Source organism: Candidatus Symbiopectobacterium sp. NZEC151 (assembly GCF_025962655.1).
Classification (GTDB): Bacteria; Pseudomonadota; Gammaproteobacteria; order Enterobacterales; family Enterobacteriaceae; genus Symbiopectobacterium.
In genome coordinates this window covers 37,055-55,355 of sequence record NZ_JAGFPE010000005.1, presented here as the reverse complement: position 1 = coordinate 55,355, position 18,301 = coordinate 37,055, and the positions used below count along the sequence as shown (strand labels likewise).

The 18,301-nt window shown below is 52.9% G+C and carries 15 protein-coding genes and 1 other annotated feature; of the genes, 5 read left to right on the top strand and 10 right to left on the bottom strand.

What is annotated here, in order from left to right; translation table 11 throughout:
• Positions 1-13 precede the first annotated feature (13 nt).
• On the top strand, positions 14-1,396 hold the full coding sequence (locus J5067_RS15705) for a hypothetical protein (protein ID WP_264644510.1): 1,383 nt from the start codon (positions 14-16) through the stop codon (positions 1,394-1,396).
• A 95-nt stretch (positions 1,397-1,491) separates the two neighbouring features.
• A complete protein-coding gene (locus J5067_RS15700; RefSeq protein ID WP_264627937.1) occupies positions 1,492-2,088 on the top strand; it encodes a hypothetical protein in 597 nt (198 codons plus the stop codon).
• Between the two features lie 78 nt (positions 2,089-2,166).
• Here J5067_RS15700 and J5067_RS15695 read toward each other — a convergent pair whose 3' ends face one another.
• The 3 genes from J5067_RS15695 to dnaK all read right to left on the bottom strand — a co-directional run bounded on the left by J5067_RS15695 (position 2,167) and on the right by dnaK (position 6,744).
• Positions 2,167-3,426: a lysozyme inhibitor LprI family protein gene (locus J5067_RS15695; RefSeq protein WP_264651508.1), complete on the bottom strand. Its 1,260-nt coding sequence runs from the start codon at positions 3,424-3,426 to the stop codon at positions 2,167-2,169.
• A 165-nt stretch (positions 3,427-3,591) separates the two neighbouring features.
• Positions 3,592-4,728: a molecular chaperone DnaJ gene (dnaJ, locus tag J5067_RS15690; RefSeq protein ID WP_264644507.1), complete on the bottom strand. Its 1,137-nt coding sequence runs from the start codon at positions 4,726-4,728 to the stop codon at positions 3,592-3,594.
• 108 nt (positions 4,729-4,836) lie between these two features.
• Positions 4,837-6,744, bottom strand: a complete 1,908-nt coding sequence (gene dnaK / locus J5067_RS15685) for a molecular chaperone DnaK (protein ID WP_264644506.1) — start codon at positions 6,742-6,744, stop codon at positions 4,837-4,839.
• 522 nt (positions 6,745-7,266) lie between these two features.
• Between dnaK and satP the strand changes: the two genes are divergently transcribed.
• Positions 7,267-7,842: an acetate uptake transporter gene (satP, locus tag J5067_RS15680; RefSeq protein ID WP_222158255.1), complete on the top strand. Its 576-nt coding sequence runs from the start codon at positions 7,267-7,269 to the stop codon at positions 7,840-7,842.
• A gap of 72 nt (positions 7,843-7,914) precedes the next feature.
• Here satP and J5067_RS15675 read toward each other — a convergent pair whose 3' ends face one another.
• Positions 7,915-9,291: an MFS transporter gene (locus tag J5067_RS15675; protein ID WP_264644504.1), complete on the bottom strand. Its 1,377-nt coding sequence runs from the start codon at positions 9,289-9,291 to the stop codon at positions 7,915-7,917.
• A 127-nt stretch (positions 9,292-9,418) separates the two neighbouring features.
• Entirely contained in the window at positions 9,419-10,006 is a 588-nt protein-coding gene (mog, locus tag J5067_RS15670) for a molybdopterin adenylyltransferase (RefSeq protein WP_264644503.1), read from the bottom strand.
• A 232-nt stretch (positions 10,007-10,238) separates the two neighbouring features.
• Here mog and J5067_RS15665 point away from each other — a divergent pair, with 232 nt between their 5' ends.
• The gene (locus tag J5067_RS15665) at positions 10,239-11,330 is read left to right on the top strand and encodes a GGDEF domain-containing protein (protein ID WP_264644502.1); all 1,092 of its coding nucleotides are present in this window, start codon (positions 10,239-10,241) and stop codon (positions 11,328-11,330) included.
• A gap of 64 nt (positions 11,331-11,394) precedes the next feature.
• Here the strand turns inward: J5067_RS15665 and tal are convergent, their stop codons facing one another.
• Complete coding sequence (gene tal, locus J5067_RS15660; RefSeq protein ID WP_264651507.1) at positions 11,395-12,348, bottom strand: transaldolase; 954 nt, start codon at positions 12,346-12,348, stop codon at positions 11,395-11,397.
• Between the two features lie 183 nt (positions 12,349-12,531).
• On the opposite strand from tal, the gene yaaA reads away from it, so the two are divergent.
• On the top strand, positions 12,532-13,305 hold the full coding sequence (yaaA, locus tag J5067_RS15655) for a peroxide stress protein YaaA (RefSeq protein WP_264628430.1): 774 nt from the start codon (positions 12,532-12,534) through the stop codon (positions 13,303-13,305).
• A gap of 46 nt (positions 13,306-13,351) precedes the next feature.
• On the opposite strand, the gene thrC is transcribed toward yaaA, so the two are convergent.
• From thrC to thrL, 4 genes are all read right to left on the bottom strand, one after another.
• Positions 13,352-14,641 carry a threonine synthase gene (thrC, locus tag J5067_RS15650; protein ID WP_264651506.1) on the bottom strand — a complete coding sequence of 430 codons (1,290 nt, stop codon included), beginning with the start codon at positions 14,639-14,641 and terminating at the stop codon, positions 13,352-13,354.
• A 3-nt stretch (positions 14,642-14,644) separates the two neighbouring features.
• A complete protein-coding gene (thrB, locus tag J5067_RS15645) occupies positions 14,645-15,574 on the bottom strand; it encodes a homoserine kinase (protein WP_264651505.1) in 930 nt (309 codons plus the stop codon).
• A gap of 2 nt (positions 15,575-15,576) precedes the next feature.
• A complete protein-coding gene (gene thrA, locus J5067_RS15640) occupies positions 15,577-18,036 on the bottom strand; it encodes a bifunctional aspartate kinase/homoserine dehydrogenase I (RefSeq protein ID WP_264651504.1) in 2,460 nt (819 codons plus the stop codon).
• Between the two features lie 98 nt (positions 18,037-18,134).
• Positions 18,135-18,251: a sequence feature (Thr leader region), on the bottom strand.
• Complete coding sequence (gene thrL / locus J5067_RS23305; RefSeq protein ID WP_369076105.1) at positions 18,190-18,258, bottom strand: thr operon leader peptide; 69 nt, start codon at positions 18,256-18,258, stop codon at positions 18,190-18,192. It overlaps the preceding feature by 62 nt.
• Positions 18,259-18,301 lie beyond the last annotated feature (43 nt).

Sequence of the window (18,301 nt, the reverse complement as noted above, 5' to 3'; positions counted from 1 at the left end):
CAATGTGCGCGCGATGGCAAGATTTAATCAGTCAAAACACGCCGCAACCGCGTCGCGTACACCCGATACAGCGCAACAGACCCGCGCAGCAAGGCCAGCCTATCCCCACTCAGCCCGACAAAAAATCATGGCTACCCTCGCACAGGAAGCCGAGCAGCAGGTCAATAAAAGTCATTTACGCAAAGCGGGCGCGGGAAAACGATTGACCCGACAAGCCATCTCGGGACCGATTCTGGGTAAGCCACTGACTCAGCATGCGGCAACCACACCGACAACCAACACCACCAGCGGGGAAACGCTCACAAAAGCAAAAACGATTGTCGATAGCGCCGTCATGGAGTTTGGGATCGTAGAGAAAGGCATGGCAGATGCCCACTATGCCAGTCAGGCTATCGACTCAGCCCTGTGCGCCGTCTATAGCAACCATAAAGACAACTTCTTAAAGCGCCTGGAGCAAAATGCCAAACCGGTTCAGGATGAACTGCTCAGCCCCCTCCCCGCTGACACACAGCAATCCATTCGCCAGGCGCTCTCTGGTGCTCACACCTCACCGCCACAACACCCCAATACCAAAGTCACAGGCGCATTAGACAAGCTGGAGCAACTAAAAAACAAACCATTCGTGAAAGCGTTGGGAATGGGCCACATCGTCAATGTGCTGCAAAAAGGGATAGTCAACATTGCGGGCCGCAGTTTGTTCAATCACAGTCTGCAAGACGCAGTTGCCACAGCCTATCAGAAAGGACGCAATGCCAGTCTGGCCACGGGATCGCTAAAGGCGCTTAACGCCGTAAAGCAAGAAATCACACAGCATCAACGGGGTTCCGCTGACGCACGCGCAAGTAGCATGCCGTATCCACACACCGAGCTTGAAACCGTTACCCACAACGCCGTGCTCAATCATCTCTTAAAAACCAAGGGCCACGCACGCCATGATGGAAACGTTCTCTCGGCCGCCGCGCAAATTGCCTACCATAAAGGGCTTTGTGACGGCATTCGTAACGCCTATCTGCATACCTTAGGCAGCGCCGCACAGGATGCAGGCCTTTCCGGCGAGACACCACACAGCGATGAAGCCTTCACACCGAAGGGAGCTGGCGCGAATCCCTATATCAGACCAGCCTTAGACGCGGTAACGCAACACTATCCCGACGCATTGATGAACCAGGAAATTAAAGACCAACTGTCAAAACATGCTCATCACCAGCTAATGGCAGAAATAGAGACGTTATCAAGGAATTTAAAACCCAAGCTTGAGAGCTTGCCATCCGCTGATAGTGATAACGACTCGGCATTAAACGCTAAACTACAAAATTTAATGAAATATTCCCCCGATCGTTTCGACGACAGCCTGACGAAGATTTCTACGCGTTTTGAAGGATTCGTTTCTTATTAAGACTATAGGTTCAGCAGATTATTGAAGCGGCATAACGCTCACTTAATTAATATTCTGCTTAACCTTCAATATTCATCCAGCACTCAGGAGACCACATGCGAGCAGCAATATCAAAGAACATTAGCACATTAATGAAAAATTTCATGCAACCCTTACCGCCATCATTGACAAAAAATACGGCTGCTGGCGTTATTAAACATGATGTTAAAAAAGCATCAAACAGCGCAATAAAATTTACACCTTCATCCTATGCATCATCTACCGTGCCGACCAAACAACTGCCGCTCAGTGAACTCAGCATTATTTATGCGCGGAAACAGTCAGATAATTTCGCGAGCGAACACAGTAAATTCCTACAGCTTCTGAGCCGTAATTTAGCCACAGGTACCCCTTCGCCGATTAAAAAACCTCTCGTCGCAACTCCTGCGCCAGCGCCTATCGCGATGAGCACATTCATCCCGCCAGCGCCCGTAACACCGAGTAAAACGGGAATACCGCCGCCACCCCCTATGCCGCCGGCATCGTATGTACCGCCAAGAATCATCCAGACGGATACAGTAAACTCAGCACCAATGGTACGTGAAAAGAAGAGCATTAAACCCGAAACAACACCGAAATATAACTCCGTCATGGATGAGCTTAAAAAAAGATTTGAAGCCTCATCCTATAGAGCACAGGAAGCAAGCCACTAAACCGTTTCAAATAAATATGGCGCGAAATCTCGCGCCATTGCCGGAAAAGGCTCTTTCTATTACCTATAAATTACTTAACTATTCCGTAGCGATATAGTATCCATCAAGATAACCATCGCTGCCCCTGTTACCATACTCACCCTCATAAGATAGGTGTCTGGCAACAATGTAATCCTTACCCTTGTATTTTATATAGTAAGGGTGCACCAGGCCTTCAACGGGTAATATTCTTGTCGTGGTTTTCTTCTCGATATCGGTTTTCCAAACACAGGCAACACCGCCGTCATTGTCAAAATAGAACGCGTTTTTATCCCCCCAGGTATAGCGACGATCATACTCCCATTGGGATGATTTATTCTCATTGGGATCTAATTGAGGCAGGAAAACATCAACACCGAGATCGGGGCGATCTGAAGGAAAATAGAAAATACTGTCAGTCGCCGCAATACGCCATTTCCCATCGGGAGAACCGCCTCGGCTGGTACAGGTTACAATACCACAATATCCCGTCCACGTTTCACTACCTTCTTCATCGTAGTCTCTGACGGTGGTTGCGGGTACTTCTTTGGGGGCCGACAGTCCTTTATCCGATACTTCTATCTCAAACTGCTTTTCATAATGGTAATCACCGCGACCGTAACTGATGGAATAGCTAAGGATATTGTCGTCCGTAACATGATAGCTCACCACCGGGGTATATACGGTGCTCATCTTGTAATCAAAAAGCGCAACCAGTTTTAAGTCATTGCTGTGAGGCACCGAATCGGTGTACATGTAGATTTTGGTATTGGTCGAATTCGCTACCGCAAAAAAGATGGCCAAATCACCATTGATAATCCGGTGCGTTAGCAAACGCCAGTAACCATCATTATTTTCATCATACTTACGCATTTCACCGCGAAAACGAAACAGCCTTTTTATCTTCCACGGCGCTTCCTCGATGGCGAAGCCTGACGCGGTTTTCATCCCTTTTTCTAACGGCTTATCCAACCATTTGCCAAACAAATTTCTGACAGAAGAAAATTGATGAACCATTTCAAGATAGCGAATCTGCTGCTGATATTCAGATTTTATGCAGTCAACGTTAGTGCCGCACGCATTTCTTCGTGCCAACCATTCGCGTTGCTCCCTCATCAAAGAGCCTTTAGCCACACTATTATCTATGGCAATCGTGTAACGCCGATTCGCGATGGAGTCGATGCCACTCAGCGCAGGCGTGCTGCATATTGTTTTTTCGGTTTCATTGAGGTTTTCGAGCGAGCAGTTAAATCCGGCGGCCTGAACATTGGCATAGCAGGCTAATAGCGCCAAAAATAACACGATTTTTCCCAGTTTCATCTTTTTCCCTGATTATTTCCCTATAAAATCCAATGATATCGGTTCAAAGAAGTCATTAGCAATAGCAGGGATATACATTTAGCCGATGAGGGGCATATTGAGTGAAACGGCAGGCGTAAAAAAACCGGTGATACATCACCGGTTTTTTTGTCTCAACCTGCAACGTTAGCGGGTCAAATCATCGAAAAACTTCTTCACGCCATCAAAGAAGCTTTTAGAGCGAGGGCTGTTTTTCTCACCGGAAGGTCCACCAAAGCTCTCTTCCAGCTCTTTCAGCAGTTGCTTCTGGCGCTCATTAAGATTAACCGGCGTTTCAACCACCACGCGGCACAGCAGATCGCCCTGCGCACCACCGCGTACCGACTTCACCCCTTTGCCACGCATGCGGAACAGTTTTCCGGTTTGCGTTTCCGCAGGCACCTTCAATTTCACACGGCCATCCAGCGTCGGCACTTCAATCTCACCGCCCATGGCTGCCATCGCAAAGTTGATAGGCACTTCGCAATAGAGATTGTTCTCTTCACGCTGGAAGATAGGATGCGGTTTTACCTGCACCTGAACGTACAGATCGCCCGATGGTGCACCGTGCTCCCCGGCCTCGCCTTCACCGGACAAGCGGATACGATCGCCCGTATCCACGCCCGCAGGGATTTTCACCGACAGCGTTTTGCTGGTTTCAACACGGCCATGACCATGACACTTGTTGCAAGGATCTTTAATGATCTTGCCACGCCCATGACAGTGCGGACAGGTTTGCTGAACGGTAAAGAACCCTTGGCGCATCTGCACCTGACCGTTGCCATGGCAGGTTGGGCAGGTGACCGGCGAGCTGCCCGGTTTTGCACCGCTGCCATGACAGGAGTCGCACTCTTCCAGCGTCGGAATGCGGATCTCTTTGGCGACGCCACGAACCGCTTCTTCCAGCGTCAACTCCATGTTATAGCGTAAATCGGCCCCGCGGCTGGCACGTTGACGACGTCCACCGCCAAAAATATCGCCGAATACGTCGCCAAAGATATCGCCAAAATCTGCGCCGCCGCCGAAACCGCCAGCCCCGCCGCCGCCCATACCGCCTTGTTCAAACGCGGCGTGGCCGTATTGATCGTAAGCCGCCCGTTTCTGCGCATCCGTCAGAATTTCATAGGCTTCTTTGATCTCTTTGAATTTTGCTTCAGCTTCTTTATCACCGGGGTTACGGTCCGGGTGAAACTTCATCGCCAGGCGCTTGTAGGCCTTTTTGATCTCCCGCTCATCGGCGTCTTTGGCAACGCCGAGCGCTTCGTAATAATCTTGCTTCGCCATGTTTTTTCCTGCCCTCAACATGCGTGCACGGGCGCAGAGTTTCCTCGACGCCCGTGCCTGGTTTGCCAGCAACGGCTTATCACCGTTGTTGCGCCCGCCTAAGGGCGATTATTTTTTGTCTTTCACTTCTTCGAATTCAGCGTCTACAACGTCGTCTTCTTTACGCGCCGCATCATCTGCATTGCCTGCGCCAGCTTGTGCCTGCTGTTGTGATGCTTCCAGCAGTTTGGCAGACGCTTCGATCAACGTTTGGATCTTCGCTTCGATCTCCGCTTTATCTTCGCCTTTCAGTGCACTTTCCAGCGCTTTCAGACCATCTTCAATCGCGGTTTTATCGTTAGCGGCCAGCTTGTCGCCAGACTCTTCCAGCTGCTTACGGGTGCTGTGCAGCAGGTGATCGCCCTGGTTACGCGCCTGTACCAGCTCTTCAAACTTACGGTCAGCTTCCGCATTCGCTTCTGCATCGCGCACCATCTTCTGGATTTCATCTTCATTCAAGCCAGAAGACGCTTTGATGGTGATGTTCTGCTCGCGGCCGCTGTTTTTGTCTTTAGCGGAAACGTGCAGGATGCCGTCGGCATCGATGTCAAACGTCACTTCGATCTGCGGCATGCCGCGCGGTGCGCCCTGAATACCATCCAGGTTAAACTGACCCAGTGATTTGTTGTCGTGCGCACGTTTACGTTCACCCTGCAACACATGGATGGTTACAGCGGACTGGTTATCTTCCGCCGTAGAGAACACCTGGCTGTGTTTGGTCGGGATGGTGGTGTTCTTGGTGATCAGCGGCGTCATCACGCCACCCATGGTTTCGATACCCAGCGACAGCGGAGTAACGTCCAGCAGCAGCACGTCTTTAACGTCACCGGCCAACACGCCGCCCTGCACCGCGGCACCAATCGCCACAGCTTCATCCGGGTTGACGTCTTTGCGCGGTTCTTTGCCAAAGAAGTCAGCCACTTTCTTCTGCACCAGCGGCATACGGGTTTGACCACCCACCAGAATCACGTCCTGTACGTCAGAAACGGACAGCCCGGCATCCTGCAATGCGACTTTCAGCGGCTCCAGTGAACGGGTCACCAGCTCTTCTACCAGCGACTCCAGCTTGGCGCGAGTCACTTTGATGTTCAGGTGTTTCGGACCGGTGGCATCCGCCGTGATGTACGGCAGGTTAACGTCAGTCTGTTGCGCAGAGGAAAGCTCAATTTTCGCTTTTTCTGCTGCTTCTTTCAGACGCTGCATCGCCAACGGATCGTTGCGCAGGTCAAAGCCTTGCTCTTTCTTAAATTCATCAACCAGATAGTTGATCATACGGCTGTCGAAGTCTTCGCCACCCAGGTGGGTATCACCGTTGGTTGCCAGTACTTCAAAGGTTTTTTCGCCGTCAACTTCATCGATTTCGATGATGGAAATATCAAACGTACCGCCGCCCAGGTCATAAACCGCAATGGTGCGGTTGCCGACTTCTTTATCAAGACCATAGGCCAGCGCAGCCGCTGTCGGTTCGTTGATGATACGTTTTACTTCCAGACCCGCGATGCGGCCCGCATCTTTGGTCGCCTGACGTTGCGCATCGTTAAAATACGCCGGCACAGTGATAACCGCTTCGGTGATGGTTTCACCAAGGTAGTCTTCTGCCGTTTTCTTCATTTTTTTCAGCACTTCAGCAGAGATCTGCGGCGGTGCCATTTTCTGATCTTTCACTTCCAGCCAAGCGTCGCCGTTATCTGCCGCAACGATGTTGTACGGCATGATATTGCTATCACGCTGCACTTCTTCATCTTTGAAGCGACGGCCAATCAGACGCTTGATAGCAAACAGGGTATTTTTCGGGTTAGTCACAGCCTGACGTTTAGCGGGCTGGCCAACCAGAATTTCACCATCTTGCGTATAAGCAATAATAGAAGGCGTTGTGCGATCGCCCTCGCTGTTTTCCAGTACTTTAACCTGCGTACCGTCCATAATCGCTACACAAGAGTTGGTTGTACCCAGGTCGATACCAATAATCTTACCCATCTAAACATCTCCACTAAAAAGTCGTATTCGGTGTGGTCGTTCAACCTACTATGCGGGCGAAAAGGGGATTTTCAACTCAACAAGGTGCAATTATTCAATTTTTGCCCTCACGAGGTCTCCTCATCCACACGGCGTTCTTCGATGCCTCGGCAAACTCACGCTGCCCAGCACATCCCGTTACAAGAGGTCAAACCGTTTCGGTTGGAAATAAGATGGGGACAACAATTTCCTCATCAAGGGGGGGAGCGAAAAAAAAATGCAGGCGATCCCCTTTATGATCAAACTATTCCTCTTGCGCCTTGTTGTATCCGCGCAATCGTCCCGCTATTATGCCGCGCCGCAATTTACATTTTTTTGAAAATTTCACCGTTGCGTTGTTTTTACTGTTACCGAGCTTTCACAGTTAAATCGCAAGGGTCTATCGGGACGACGAGCAAGGACAGCTCGCCAGAGATCAGGAAATACCGACAGAGCGCGGCATCGAGCAAGCTACACAACTCCACTATTGTATTCTGAGGATTTATGCAAACGAACTCGCTGGCGAATCCCGGTCCGTTAGGACTGATGGGCTTCGGGATGACCACCATTCTTCTTAACCTGCATAACGCAGGCTTTTTCCCACTTTCTTCTATTATTCTCAGCATGGGGATTTTCTACGGCGGCATCGCCCAGATCATCGCAGGGCTGTTGGAATACAAGAAAGGCAACACCTTTGGCGTGACCGCATTCACCTCTTACGGTGCATTCTGGCTGACGCTGGTCGGCATTCTGATGCTGCCGAAAATGGGTCTGGCAGAAGCCAGCGACGCACAGTTTCTCGGGGTATTCCTCGGTCTGTGGGGTGTTTTCACCCTGTTTATGTTCTTCGGCACGCTGTGCGCTAACCGCGCATTGCAGTTCGTATTTGCCAGCCTGACGCTGCTGTTTGCTTTACTGGCTATCGGTAATTTCACCGGTAACCACGGTCTGCTGACCATCGCGGGCTACGAAGGCATTATTTGCGGTGCCAGCGCCATCTACCTGGCGATGGCTGAAGTGCTGAACGCGCAGTTTGGCCGTACGGTACTGCCGATTGGTGCACGCGGCGCGGCACACTAAGCGCCTCGCATTACTTGCAATAAAAAGCCCGGCGCATGCGCCGGGCTTTTTTATTGTGTTGTCACCGGAACGCTACAGGCTCTGTGCCGACTCGGTCAGAGCCACGCGACGACGCGACTGTGTCTGATAGAGATAAAGCCCCAGCAGCAAGCCAAGCCCGGACAACGCCAGCACATAAACGGCGGGTGCGATAGGGGTAATCTGCATCATCAGCGTGACGCTTATCGGCGTCAGGCCGCCGAAAATCGCATAAGAGACGTTGTAAGAAAAAGAGATGCCCGAGAAACGCACTTCTGGCGGGAACGCTTGCACCATCACATAAGGCACCGCACCGACTACGCCAACGCATAATCCCGCAACCGCATACCCTAAGAACAGCAACGAAGGATCGCGCGCGGCCACCAGATAGAAGAAAGCGCAGCCCGCCGCCAGCACAATGCTGCCAAAAATAAACGTCTTGCCAGCGCCCACGCGATCGACGATCAGCCCGACGGCCACACAGCCAATCATCAGGGTGATGGTCGCCAGACAGTTGGCCTGCAACGCCATAGAAGCGGGGATACCGTGCGCTTTTTGCAAATAGGTTGGTGCCATCAGGATCACCACCACGATGCAGGCAGAGAGCAGCCAGGTCAGCAACATCGATACCACGACAGCCGTTTTATGTTTCATCACTACCGATTTAAGCGGTAATTCATCCGCCAGACGCTTGTGCGCCTGCATCTCCATAAACACCGGTGTCTCTTGCAGCCAGCGACGCAAATACATGGCAAAGAAACCAAAGATACCGCCAAGGAAGAACGGAATACGCCAGCCGCCGCCGATAATCTGCTGCGGGGTTAACGTGCTATTGAGCAGTGTCGCAATGGCAGAACCGAGCAGAATACCGAGCGTCAGCCCCGCCGTCAGAATGCCACACGCCAGCCCAATGCGGGAACGTGGCACATGCTCAGAGACAAACACCCAGGCTCCCGGCACTTCGCCGCCAATCGCAGCACCTTGTAAAATACGCATCAACAGCAACAGTACCGGCGCAGCAATCCCCATGCTTTCATAGGTGGGCAACATCCCCATGGCCAGCGTAGGCACCGCCATCAGGAAAATGCTCAGGCTGAACATCTTTTTACGGCCCACCAGATCGCCAAAATGGGCCATGATGATGCCCCCCAACGGACGGGCCAGATAACCTGCGGCAAAGATGCCGAAGGTTTGCAGTTGGCGCAGCCACTCGGGAATATCAGGCGGGAAAAACAGCTCGCCAATCACCGCGGCGAAAAACACGAAAATAATGAAATCGTAGAACTCCAACGCGCCACCCAGCGCCGCCAGGGAGAGCGTTTTGTAGTCCTGCCCGTTCAGTTGGCGCTGGTGTTGTGGTGATTGCGGCAATGGTCGCGCTGACGATTGTTGTGCTGAAAATGATTGTGATGGAGCGTTATCACCGTTCATAAGTTACCGAATAAGGCCAGAGTGAGAGAAAAATAATTCGCCGTCTTTGTGTAAAGCTAAGATTACTATAACGACTAAAATTTTACACTCCAGCAAAGCTGTAGCTTATGCTTAAAATGGACTAACGTTAGCTTTTTGTGTCGCGGATCGCACTCTTGGGGCGAAATGCTGCTACCACTTGCGGATTGGTTTCGACATAAGGTCCTTCCAGCAGCTGTATACAATACGGTACACTGGCAAAAATCCCTGGCAGTACCACGTTTCCCGCATCGTCTTTCAGCCCTTCCAGCGTCTCTTTGATGGATTTGGGTTGCCCCGGCAGGTTCAGGATCAATGCCTGTTTACGAATAACCCCCACCTGACGCGATAAAATTGCCGTAGGCACAAAGCGCAAGCTGATCTGGCGCATCTGTTCGCCAAAGCCCGGCATTTCTCGATCGGCCACCGCCAGCGTGGCATCCGGCGTGACATCGCGCCGTGCTGGTCCCGTACCACCGGTTGTCAACACCAGATGACACTGACGTTCATCCACCAGCTCACACAACGCCTGTTCAATTAACGGCTGCTCATCCGGAATGAGGCGAGATTCCACGACAAAGGGCGTCGTCAACGCAGCAGCAAGCCACTCCTGCAACGCTGGGATGCCCTTATCCTGATATACCCCACTCGAGGCGCGGTCGGAGACGGATAACAGGCCAATTCGCAATTCATTCATAACAACGTCTCTGTCAGTTAAAATCTGATTTTAACAATCTTTTTAACGCATGAGGCCTGCACATCGTTTAACAATCAGCGCGATCGGTAATAATGTGAGATAAGTAGCTTTTTAGACCCTCATAGAAAAAAGATTGCGTTTATATTTAAAGTCACGGCCACTTAGCGCCGACACTGAGTATGTTAGCGCATTGCTGGCGGCAACTGTACGCGCGAGTACCAAGGAAACGTTCATGGCCGGTCTGAAATATCAATTACTCAAACTCATCTCTCATCCGGTATCCGCCTTCTTTTTCTTTGGTTCCGTGGTTTTTTCTGCCGCTCTGTTCGTTATCTACCACGATCGTCAGGCTGAGTGGAATACTCAGCGACACAACCTTGATAGCATCATTAATATTTATCAATCCTATAACACCGGTGGTGAAGTTAAAGACAGCGATATGCGCTTTTTGACGGGCGATTTTACGCAGGTGCGTGTCAGGACGTTGGGCTTCAACACGCGTGACACACAGTCGGAATGCATCACCCACCTGTCACAATTGGATTTGACCTTCAATGACATGACTGTCCTGCGCTTGTGTAAAGACAAGCTGCCCGCCATGGGAGAGTACGCGGGCAAAGGAACCTACACCACCATCTTTCCACTGATGTCGCCGCTCGACGAGTTGCACGGCGTTATCATCCGCACCACCGGCGTACTGAGTGAACCGACGCTGTATAAAACCGTGAGGTCGTTTTCGTCTCTGCTGATTGCCGCGTTTATGGCGCTACTCGCTGCCATGCTGGGCAGCGTGCTCTCGCTGTTTGCCAAAAAATACCTGATCGAATTGCCCACCACCGCCCGCTACGACGATTTGACGGGCTACCTGCGCCGCGATGCCTTTTACCATGCGGCCAACAAGGTGCTGCAAATCGCCAATGTGACCCGACGCCCCACCTGCGTCATCCTGATCGATATCGATCACTTTAAAAACGTGAACGACACCTTGGGTCACGACGGCGGCGATGACGCGCTGAAAACGGTAGCGTCCATCCTGAAACATTCGTTTCGCAAAGAGGAGATCTTTGGCCGTTTAGGCGGGGATGAATTTGCCATCGTTCTGCCGAATATCGCGCTGGATGACGCTTACTGGGTGGCTGAACGGGCCAGAGTGGCGGTGAGCAACGCCACCAGCGCCTCGTCTTCGGGCCAGAAGATGAAGCTCTCCGTCAGTATTGGTCTGGTGGAGTATCATATCGCGCAGGAAGATCTTACCCAGGTGATGAAGCGTGCCGATGAGAAACTCTATCTGGCGAAACGTGAGCGTAACCGCGTTGCGCTATAGCCTGCCCAAACAGCAATAACAAAAAAGGCCGGGGAAACCCGGCCTTGTGCGTTTTCTGCGTTGATTACAGCAGGTCTTCAATCATTTTTTCCAGCTTGCCCTGGTCGATAGCAAACTTGCGGATACCGTCCGCCAGTTTATCAACGGCCATCGGGTCCTGATTGTGCTGCCAGTAGAACTCAGCTTCGGTCATTTTCGCTGGGCGCGCTTTAATCTCACCGCTGTAAGCCAGTTTGCGCGGCACATCGCCGGTGGACTCGGACAATTCTTTCAGCAACGCTGGCGCAATGGTCAGGCGATCGCAGCCCGCCAGTTCAAGAATTTCGCCGCTGTTGCGGAAGCTGGCACCCATCACCACGGTTTCATAACCGTGCGCTTTGTAGTACTCGTAAATTTCAGTAACGGAGACAACACCCGGATCTTCCTGCGGCGCATACTCTTTCTTGTCGGTGTTGGCTTTGTACCAGTCCAGAATACGGCCCACAAACGGGGAGATCAGGAAGACACCCGCTTCCGCACAGGCACGCGCTTGTGCAAAAGAGAACAGCAGCGTCAGGTTACAGTTGATGCCTTCTTTTTCCAACTGCTCGGCGGCGCGGATGCCCTGCCAGGTTGAAGCCAGTTTGATCAGGATGCGATCGTTGCTGATGCCCGCATCGTTATAGAGCTTGATCAGATGCTTGGCTTTGGCAACGCTCGCTTCAGTATCATAAGAGAGGCGAGCATCCACTTCCGTGGAGATACGACCCGGGATCAGTTTCAGGATTTCCAGACCAATATTGACGGCCAGTTTGTCCGTGGCATCGACAAGCTGCTGTTCCCGTTTGCTGCTCTGCTCACGCGCCCATTTCACCGCGTCTTCAATCAAAGAGCGGTATTCAGGAATTTGCGCCGCGTTCAGAATCAGGGAAGGGTTGGTGGTAGCATCCTGCGGTTTGTAGAGCTTCATCGCGGCGATATCGCCGGTATCAGCCACGACCGTGGTCAATTGGCGTAAGGAAGTCAGTTTATCCGTCATGTTGGCATATCTCGTTGTGGGTATATGAACGTCGTCTTGTATTTCGCACTTATAAATTACTTATGTTTCGATAATAACACGCACCGCCCCCCGTGCAAGACAGCCTTTTCCTGTTACAGCCATCGCCCCTTTTTTCTGTGTTTTTTGCTACAGTACCTGCAACAAAAACAGGGGAGCCATGCCATGTTGATCACCATTTCGCCAGCGAAAACGCTGGATTACACCAGCCCGTTGGCCACCGAGCGCTACACGCAGCCCGCATTGCTGGACCACGCCAGCGAACTGATCGCCTTGTGTAAACGGCTCACACCGGCACAAATAGCCTCGTTGATGAGCATCAGTGACAAACTGGCGGATCTCAACGCCGGGCGTTTTAGCGAATGGCAGCCCCATTTCACTCCCGACAATGCGCGCCAAGCCCTGTTGGCCTTTAAAGGCGACGTCTATACCGGGCTTGCCGCAGAAGATTTCAGCGAAGCAGATTTCGATTTTGCCCAGCAGCATCTGCGCATGTTGTCCGGGCTGTATGGCGTACTGCGCCCGCTGGACTTGATGCGGCCCTATCGTCTGGAAATGGGTACGCGACTGGAGAACCAGGCCGGCAAGGATCTTTATCACTTCTGGGGTGATACCATCACGCAGCACCTCAATCAGGCGCTACAGGCACAGGGAGATGACATCCTCGTCAATCTGGCGTCAGATGAATACTTCAAATCCGTCAATGTCAAAAAGCTCAATGCTACGCTGATAAAACCGGTGTTTCTGGATGAGAAAAACGGCAAGTTCAAGGTGATCAGTTTCTACGCCAAAAAGGCGCGTGGCTTGATGAGCCGTTTTATTATCAAAAACCGGCTGACGCAGGTTGAGCAACTGCAAGATTTCAATCTGGAAGGTTACTGCTTTGCGGAATATGGCGCGACCGAGCAGGAGCTTGTCTTTAAGCGCCACGCGCAGTGAGGGTTACCGTTCCCCGCACGGTGCGGGGAACGATAAACAGCATAACTTATTCCGGCAACGCCATCAGGAACTGACGCAACTGCGCGAAATCGGGCGCAAAGTTATGCGAGAGCAATTCCAGATCCGCACGCTGCGCCAATGCGTCTGGCAGATCCAGCGTTTTACCCAGAATGGCTTCTACGCTCTCTTTGAATTTCGCCGGATGCGCTGTTCCCAGGAACAAGCCGAACTCGCCCGGCTGGAGTTGGTCGCGCAGCAGACGATAAGCAATGGCTGCATGCGGTTCGGAGGTGTAGCCCAGCGCTTCCAGTTCATGCAGGGTCGCTTTGGTCACATCATCACTCACCGCACCAAATCCCAGCGTTGGCAGCGCCCAATTTTTACGACGGAACAACTCCTCTACGCGCGGCCAGTTGTTCGGCTGGCTAACATCCATCGCGTTAGACAACGTTGCCACTGTCGGATTGGGGGCCCATTCGCCGTTGCTGAGATAACGCGGCACGGTGTCATTGGCATTGGTAGCGGCGATAAAGCGTTTGATCGGCAAGCCGAGGGATTTTGCCAACAGACCGGCGGTCAAATCACCGAAGTTACCACTCGGCACCGACACCACCAGTTGCTGACGCGCGGCGGCAGGCAACTGCGCTACCGCTTCAAAGTAATAGCAGATTTGTGCCAGCAAACGGCTGATATTGATCGAATTGGCAGAGTTCAGACCGATAGTCTGCTTCAACGCTTCATCGTCAAACGCCTGCTTCACCAGCGCCTGGCACGCATCGAAATCGCTGTCGATCGCGATGGTATGGATGTTGCCGCCCAGCGTACAGAACAGTTTCTCCTGCAACGGGCTGATTTTGCCGCGCGGATACAAGATAACCACACGCACGTTTTCCAGACCGTAAAACGCGTGCGCGACCGCCGCACCGGTATCACCGGAGGTTGCCGTCAAAATGGTGACTTTTTCCCCGTTGGAGACCTGTGCCAGCATCTGCGCCATAAAGCGCCCGCCAAAGTCCTTAAACGCCAGCGTCGGGCCGTGGAACAGCTCCAGAGAGGCAATATCTTCAGAAACCGTGGCAACCGGAGCCGGGAAGGTAAACGCCGCTTTAATACGTTGATACACCGTTTCTGGAGCAATTTCATCACCCAGATAGGCAGAAAGAATGCGGCTGCTGCGCGTAACCAGATCCAGTTCCAGCAGGTCATCGATTTCCGTCGAACTGAACTCAGGCAGGTCCAGCGGGAAGAACAGCCCTTGCTGGCGTCCAAGCCCTTGTTTGATCGCCTGCGAGAAGCTGACCTGCTCGTTGTGGTCTTTTAAGTTGTAAAGTTTCATGCCTTATCCCAATTGACGTGCGCCTGTCGTATCCAGACGGCAAATATGAACAAACCCTTCATCGTTCTGCAAATAGTTATCTTGCAGCCAACTGGCCAGACGCTGCGCCTTTTCCATATCGTCGCACACGGAAAACAGCGTCGGCCCTGAACCGGAGATACCGCACGCCAGCGCGCCAATATCTTTTGCCGCCTGACGCGCGTTGGCAAAGCCGGGCAGGAGGCGTGTACGGTACGGCTCGGCGATCACATCCTGCATCAACGCCGCCGCCAGCGCAGGCTGGCGGGTGTGACAAGCGTGAATAAAGCCCGCCAGATAACGGCCATGGCTGATGCAATCCTGACGGCGATACTGCGCGGGCAGAATGGCACGCGCTTCCGCGGTCGACACTTTGATCCCCGGATAGGCCATCACCCACAGCCAATCGTCAAACGCAGGTACCGGCTGGCTGATGATGCCGTTTTGCTCGATCATCAGTTGAATACCGCCCAGGAAGCACGGCGCGACATTATCGTAGTGCACGCTGCCGGAAATACGCCCTTCCAGTTCGCCCATCAGCGCCAGCAAACGCGTATCATCCAGCGGTTTGCCACAAAATTCGTTCATCGCCATCAGACCAGCGACCACGGAACAGGCGCTGGAACCCAGACCCGAGCCGATCGGCATGTTCTTTTCCAGCGTCATGGCGACAGGAATGGTTTTCCCCACTTCCTGACAAAACCGTTCCCAACACTGGTAGACAATGTTCTCTTTCGGCTCACTCGGCAGTTTGCCGACAAAACGGCCTTCATTGCGCAGGCTGAAACTCTCCGCCGCCGTTACGGTCACGCAATCGCCCAACAGTGAGCCATCAACCGGCGTAACCGCCGCGCCCAGCACATCAAACCCAACGCTGACGTTGCCGATCGACGCGGGCGCATAAATTTTAACCATTATTATACTCCTGACTTCCATGACAGCGTGCGCAACAGATCGGCAAACACACCGGCCGCTGTCACATCATTACCCGCGCCATAACCGCGCAGCACCAGCGGCAATGGCTGGTAATACTGGCTATAGAACGCCAGCGCATTCTCACCGTCTTTCACTTTGAACAGCGGATCGTTACCGCCCACTGCGCTAATTTGCACTTTGCAGCGCCCTTCTTCAATCACGCCGACATAACGCAACACTTTACCTGCTTCCCGCGCCTGCGCCACTTTTTCACTGAATTGCGCGTCCAGCTCGGGTAAACGCGCCATAAAGGTGTCGACATCGCCCGAGGCATCAAAGGACGGCGGCAGCACCGACTCCACCTCGATATCGGCCAGTTCCAGCTTATAGCCCGCTTCACGTGCCAGAATCAGCAATTTGCGCGCCACATCCATGCCGGACAGATCGTCACGCGGATCGGGCTCGGTGTAGCCATTGGCTTTCGCCTGCAACGTGGCCTGCGACAAGCTCATGCCTTCATCCAGCTTACCGAAGATAAAGGAGAGCGACCCCGAGAGAATCCCGGTGAAACGCAGCAGCTCATCTCCGGCATTCAACAGGTTTTGCAGGTTTTCAATCACCGGAAGCCCGGCACCGACGTTGGTGTCATACAGGAACTTGCGGCGTGATTTAGCGGCAGCGCTGCGCAGTTGCTGGTAGTAGCTCATGGAGCCGGTGTTGGCCTTTTTGTTTGGCGTAACCACGTGGAAGCCATCGGCCAGGAAATCGGCATACTGATCGGCCACCGCCTGATTGGAGGTACAGTCTACGATAACCGGGTTAAGCAGGTGGTACTCTTTCACCAGACGAATCAGGCGACCCAGATTGAAAGGTTCGCGCGCCTCATTCAGCGCTTCACGCCAGGAATCCAGCGCAATGCCGTTGATATTGGTCAGCAACGCTTTGGAGTTGGCAATACCACAGACGCGCAGATCGATATGTTTCTGCTTCAGCCACGGCTGCTGGCGATGAATCTGCTCCAGCAAGGCACCGCCCACGCCGCCTACGCCGATAACGAACACATCGATCACCTGATCGGTGTTAAACAGCATCTGGTGTGCGACACGCACGCCAGTGACTGCCACATCGTTATCCACCACCACCGAGATGGAGCGCTCAGAAGAGCCCTGCGCAATCGCGATAATATTGATATTGGCGCTGGCCAACGCGGAGAACAAGCGGGCGGAAAGGCCGCGCAGCGTGCGCATACCGTCACCCACCACGGAAATGATCGCCAGACGCTCAGTGATATCCAGCGGTTCTAGCACGCCGTCTTTCAGTTCCAGATAGAATTCATCTTCCAGCGTTTTCTTGGAACGGGCCAGCTCGCTTTGCGACACGCAGAAGCTGATGCTGTACTCGGAAGAGGACTGCGTGATCAGCACCACGGAGATGCCCGCACGGGACATTGCCGCAAACACGCGCGCTGCCATCCCCACCATGCCTTTCATGCCGGGGCCGGAAACGTTGAACATCGCCATGTTGTTCAGGTTGGTGATGCCTTTTACCGGATATTGGGTATCAGAGCTGTCCAGACCAATCAGTGTGCCGGGCGCTTGGGGGTTTTCGGTATTTTTAATCAGGCAGGGAATTTGGAACTGGGCGATGGGAGCGATGGTACGGGGGTGAAGCACTTTGGCGCCGAAGTAGGAGAGCTCCATCGCTTCCTGATACGACATCGACTTCAGCAGTCTCGCATCAGGCACCTGACGCGGGTCGCAGGTGTAGACACCGTCCACGTCAGTCCAGATTTCACAACAGTCGGCGCGTAAACAGGCGGCCAACACAGCGGCAGAGTAATCAGAGCCGTTACGGCCCAGTACCACCAGTTCTCCTTTATCATTACCCGCGGTGAATCCCGCCATCAGAATCACGTGATCGGCAGGGATACCTTGCTCGGCGATACGGCGCGTGGATTCAGCGATATCCACGGTAGATTCCAGATAATGGCCCTGCGCCAGCAAACGTTTTACCGGATCGATAACCGATACTTTATAACCACGCGCCTGAAATACCGCTTCCATGATGGCGATAGAGAGTTTCTCGCCACGGCAGATGATGCTGGCGTTGACGCTGTCCGGGCACTGCCCCAGCAGTGAAATGCCGTGCAGAACCTGTTTCAGCTGACCCAGCTCTTGTTGTACCAACGTGGACAAGCGCTCATACGGAAAACCCGGCTGGGATTCCGCCAACCCTTTTAACAGAGAAGAAAAGATAGTTTCGGCATCGTTGATATGCGGCAGAATGTCTTGGCCCGCAACGGTTTTATCAATCATCGCCACCAGGTGGTTGGTGATTTTCGCCGGGGCAGACAGCACGGTGGCAACCTGTCCCTGACGCGCATTGCTCTCGATGATATCGGCAACGCGCGCAAAACGCGCCGCATTCGCCACGGAAGTCCCGCCAAATTTCAACACTCGCATTTTTATCTCTTCTCCTGAGTTTCAGTCACCAAAACACGCTGTGCGCTTTTGGCTGCCGCTGCTGGCGGCCCGGGTCGGCGTAGCCTGCTCTTCGCCGTAAAAAAAAAGCCCGCACTGTTTAGGTGCGGGCTTTTTCAGATTCTTTTCTACGCGTCAGCCCGCACCGTTACTGGTAGTAATGGTGGTGGTAATAATGGTGGTGGTCAGGCTGATATGACGCATGCGTAAGGATTCTCGATCAATAAATCGGTTTCTATCCTCTATT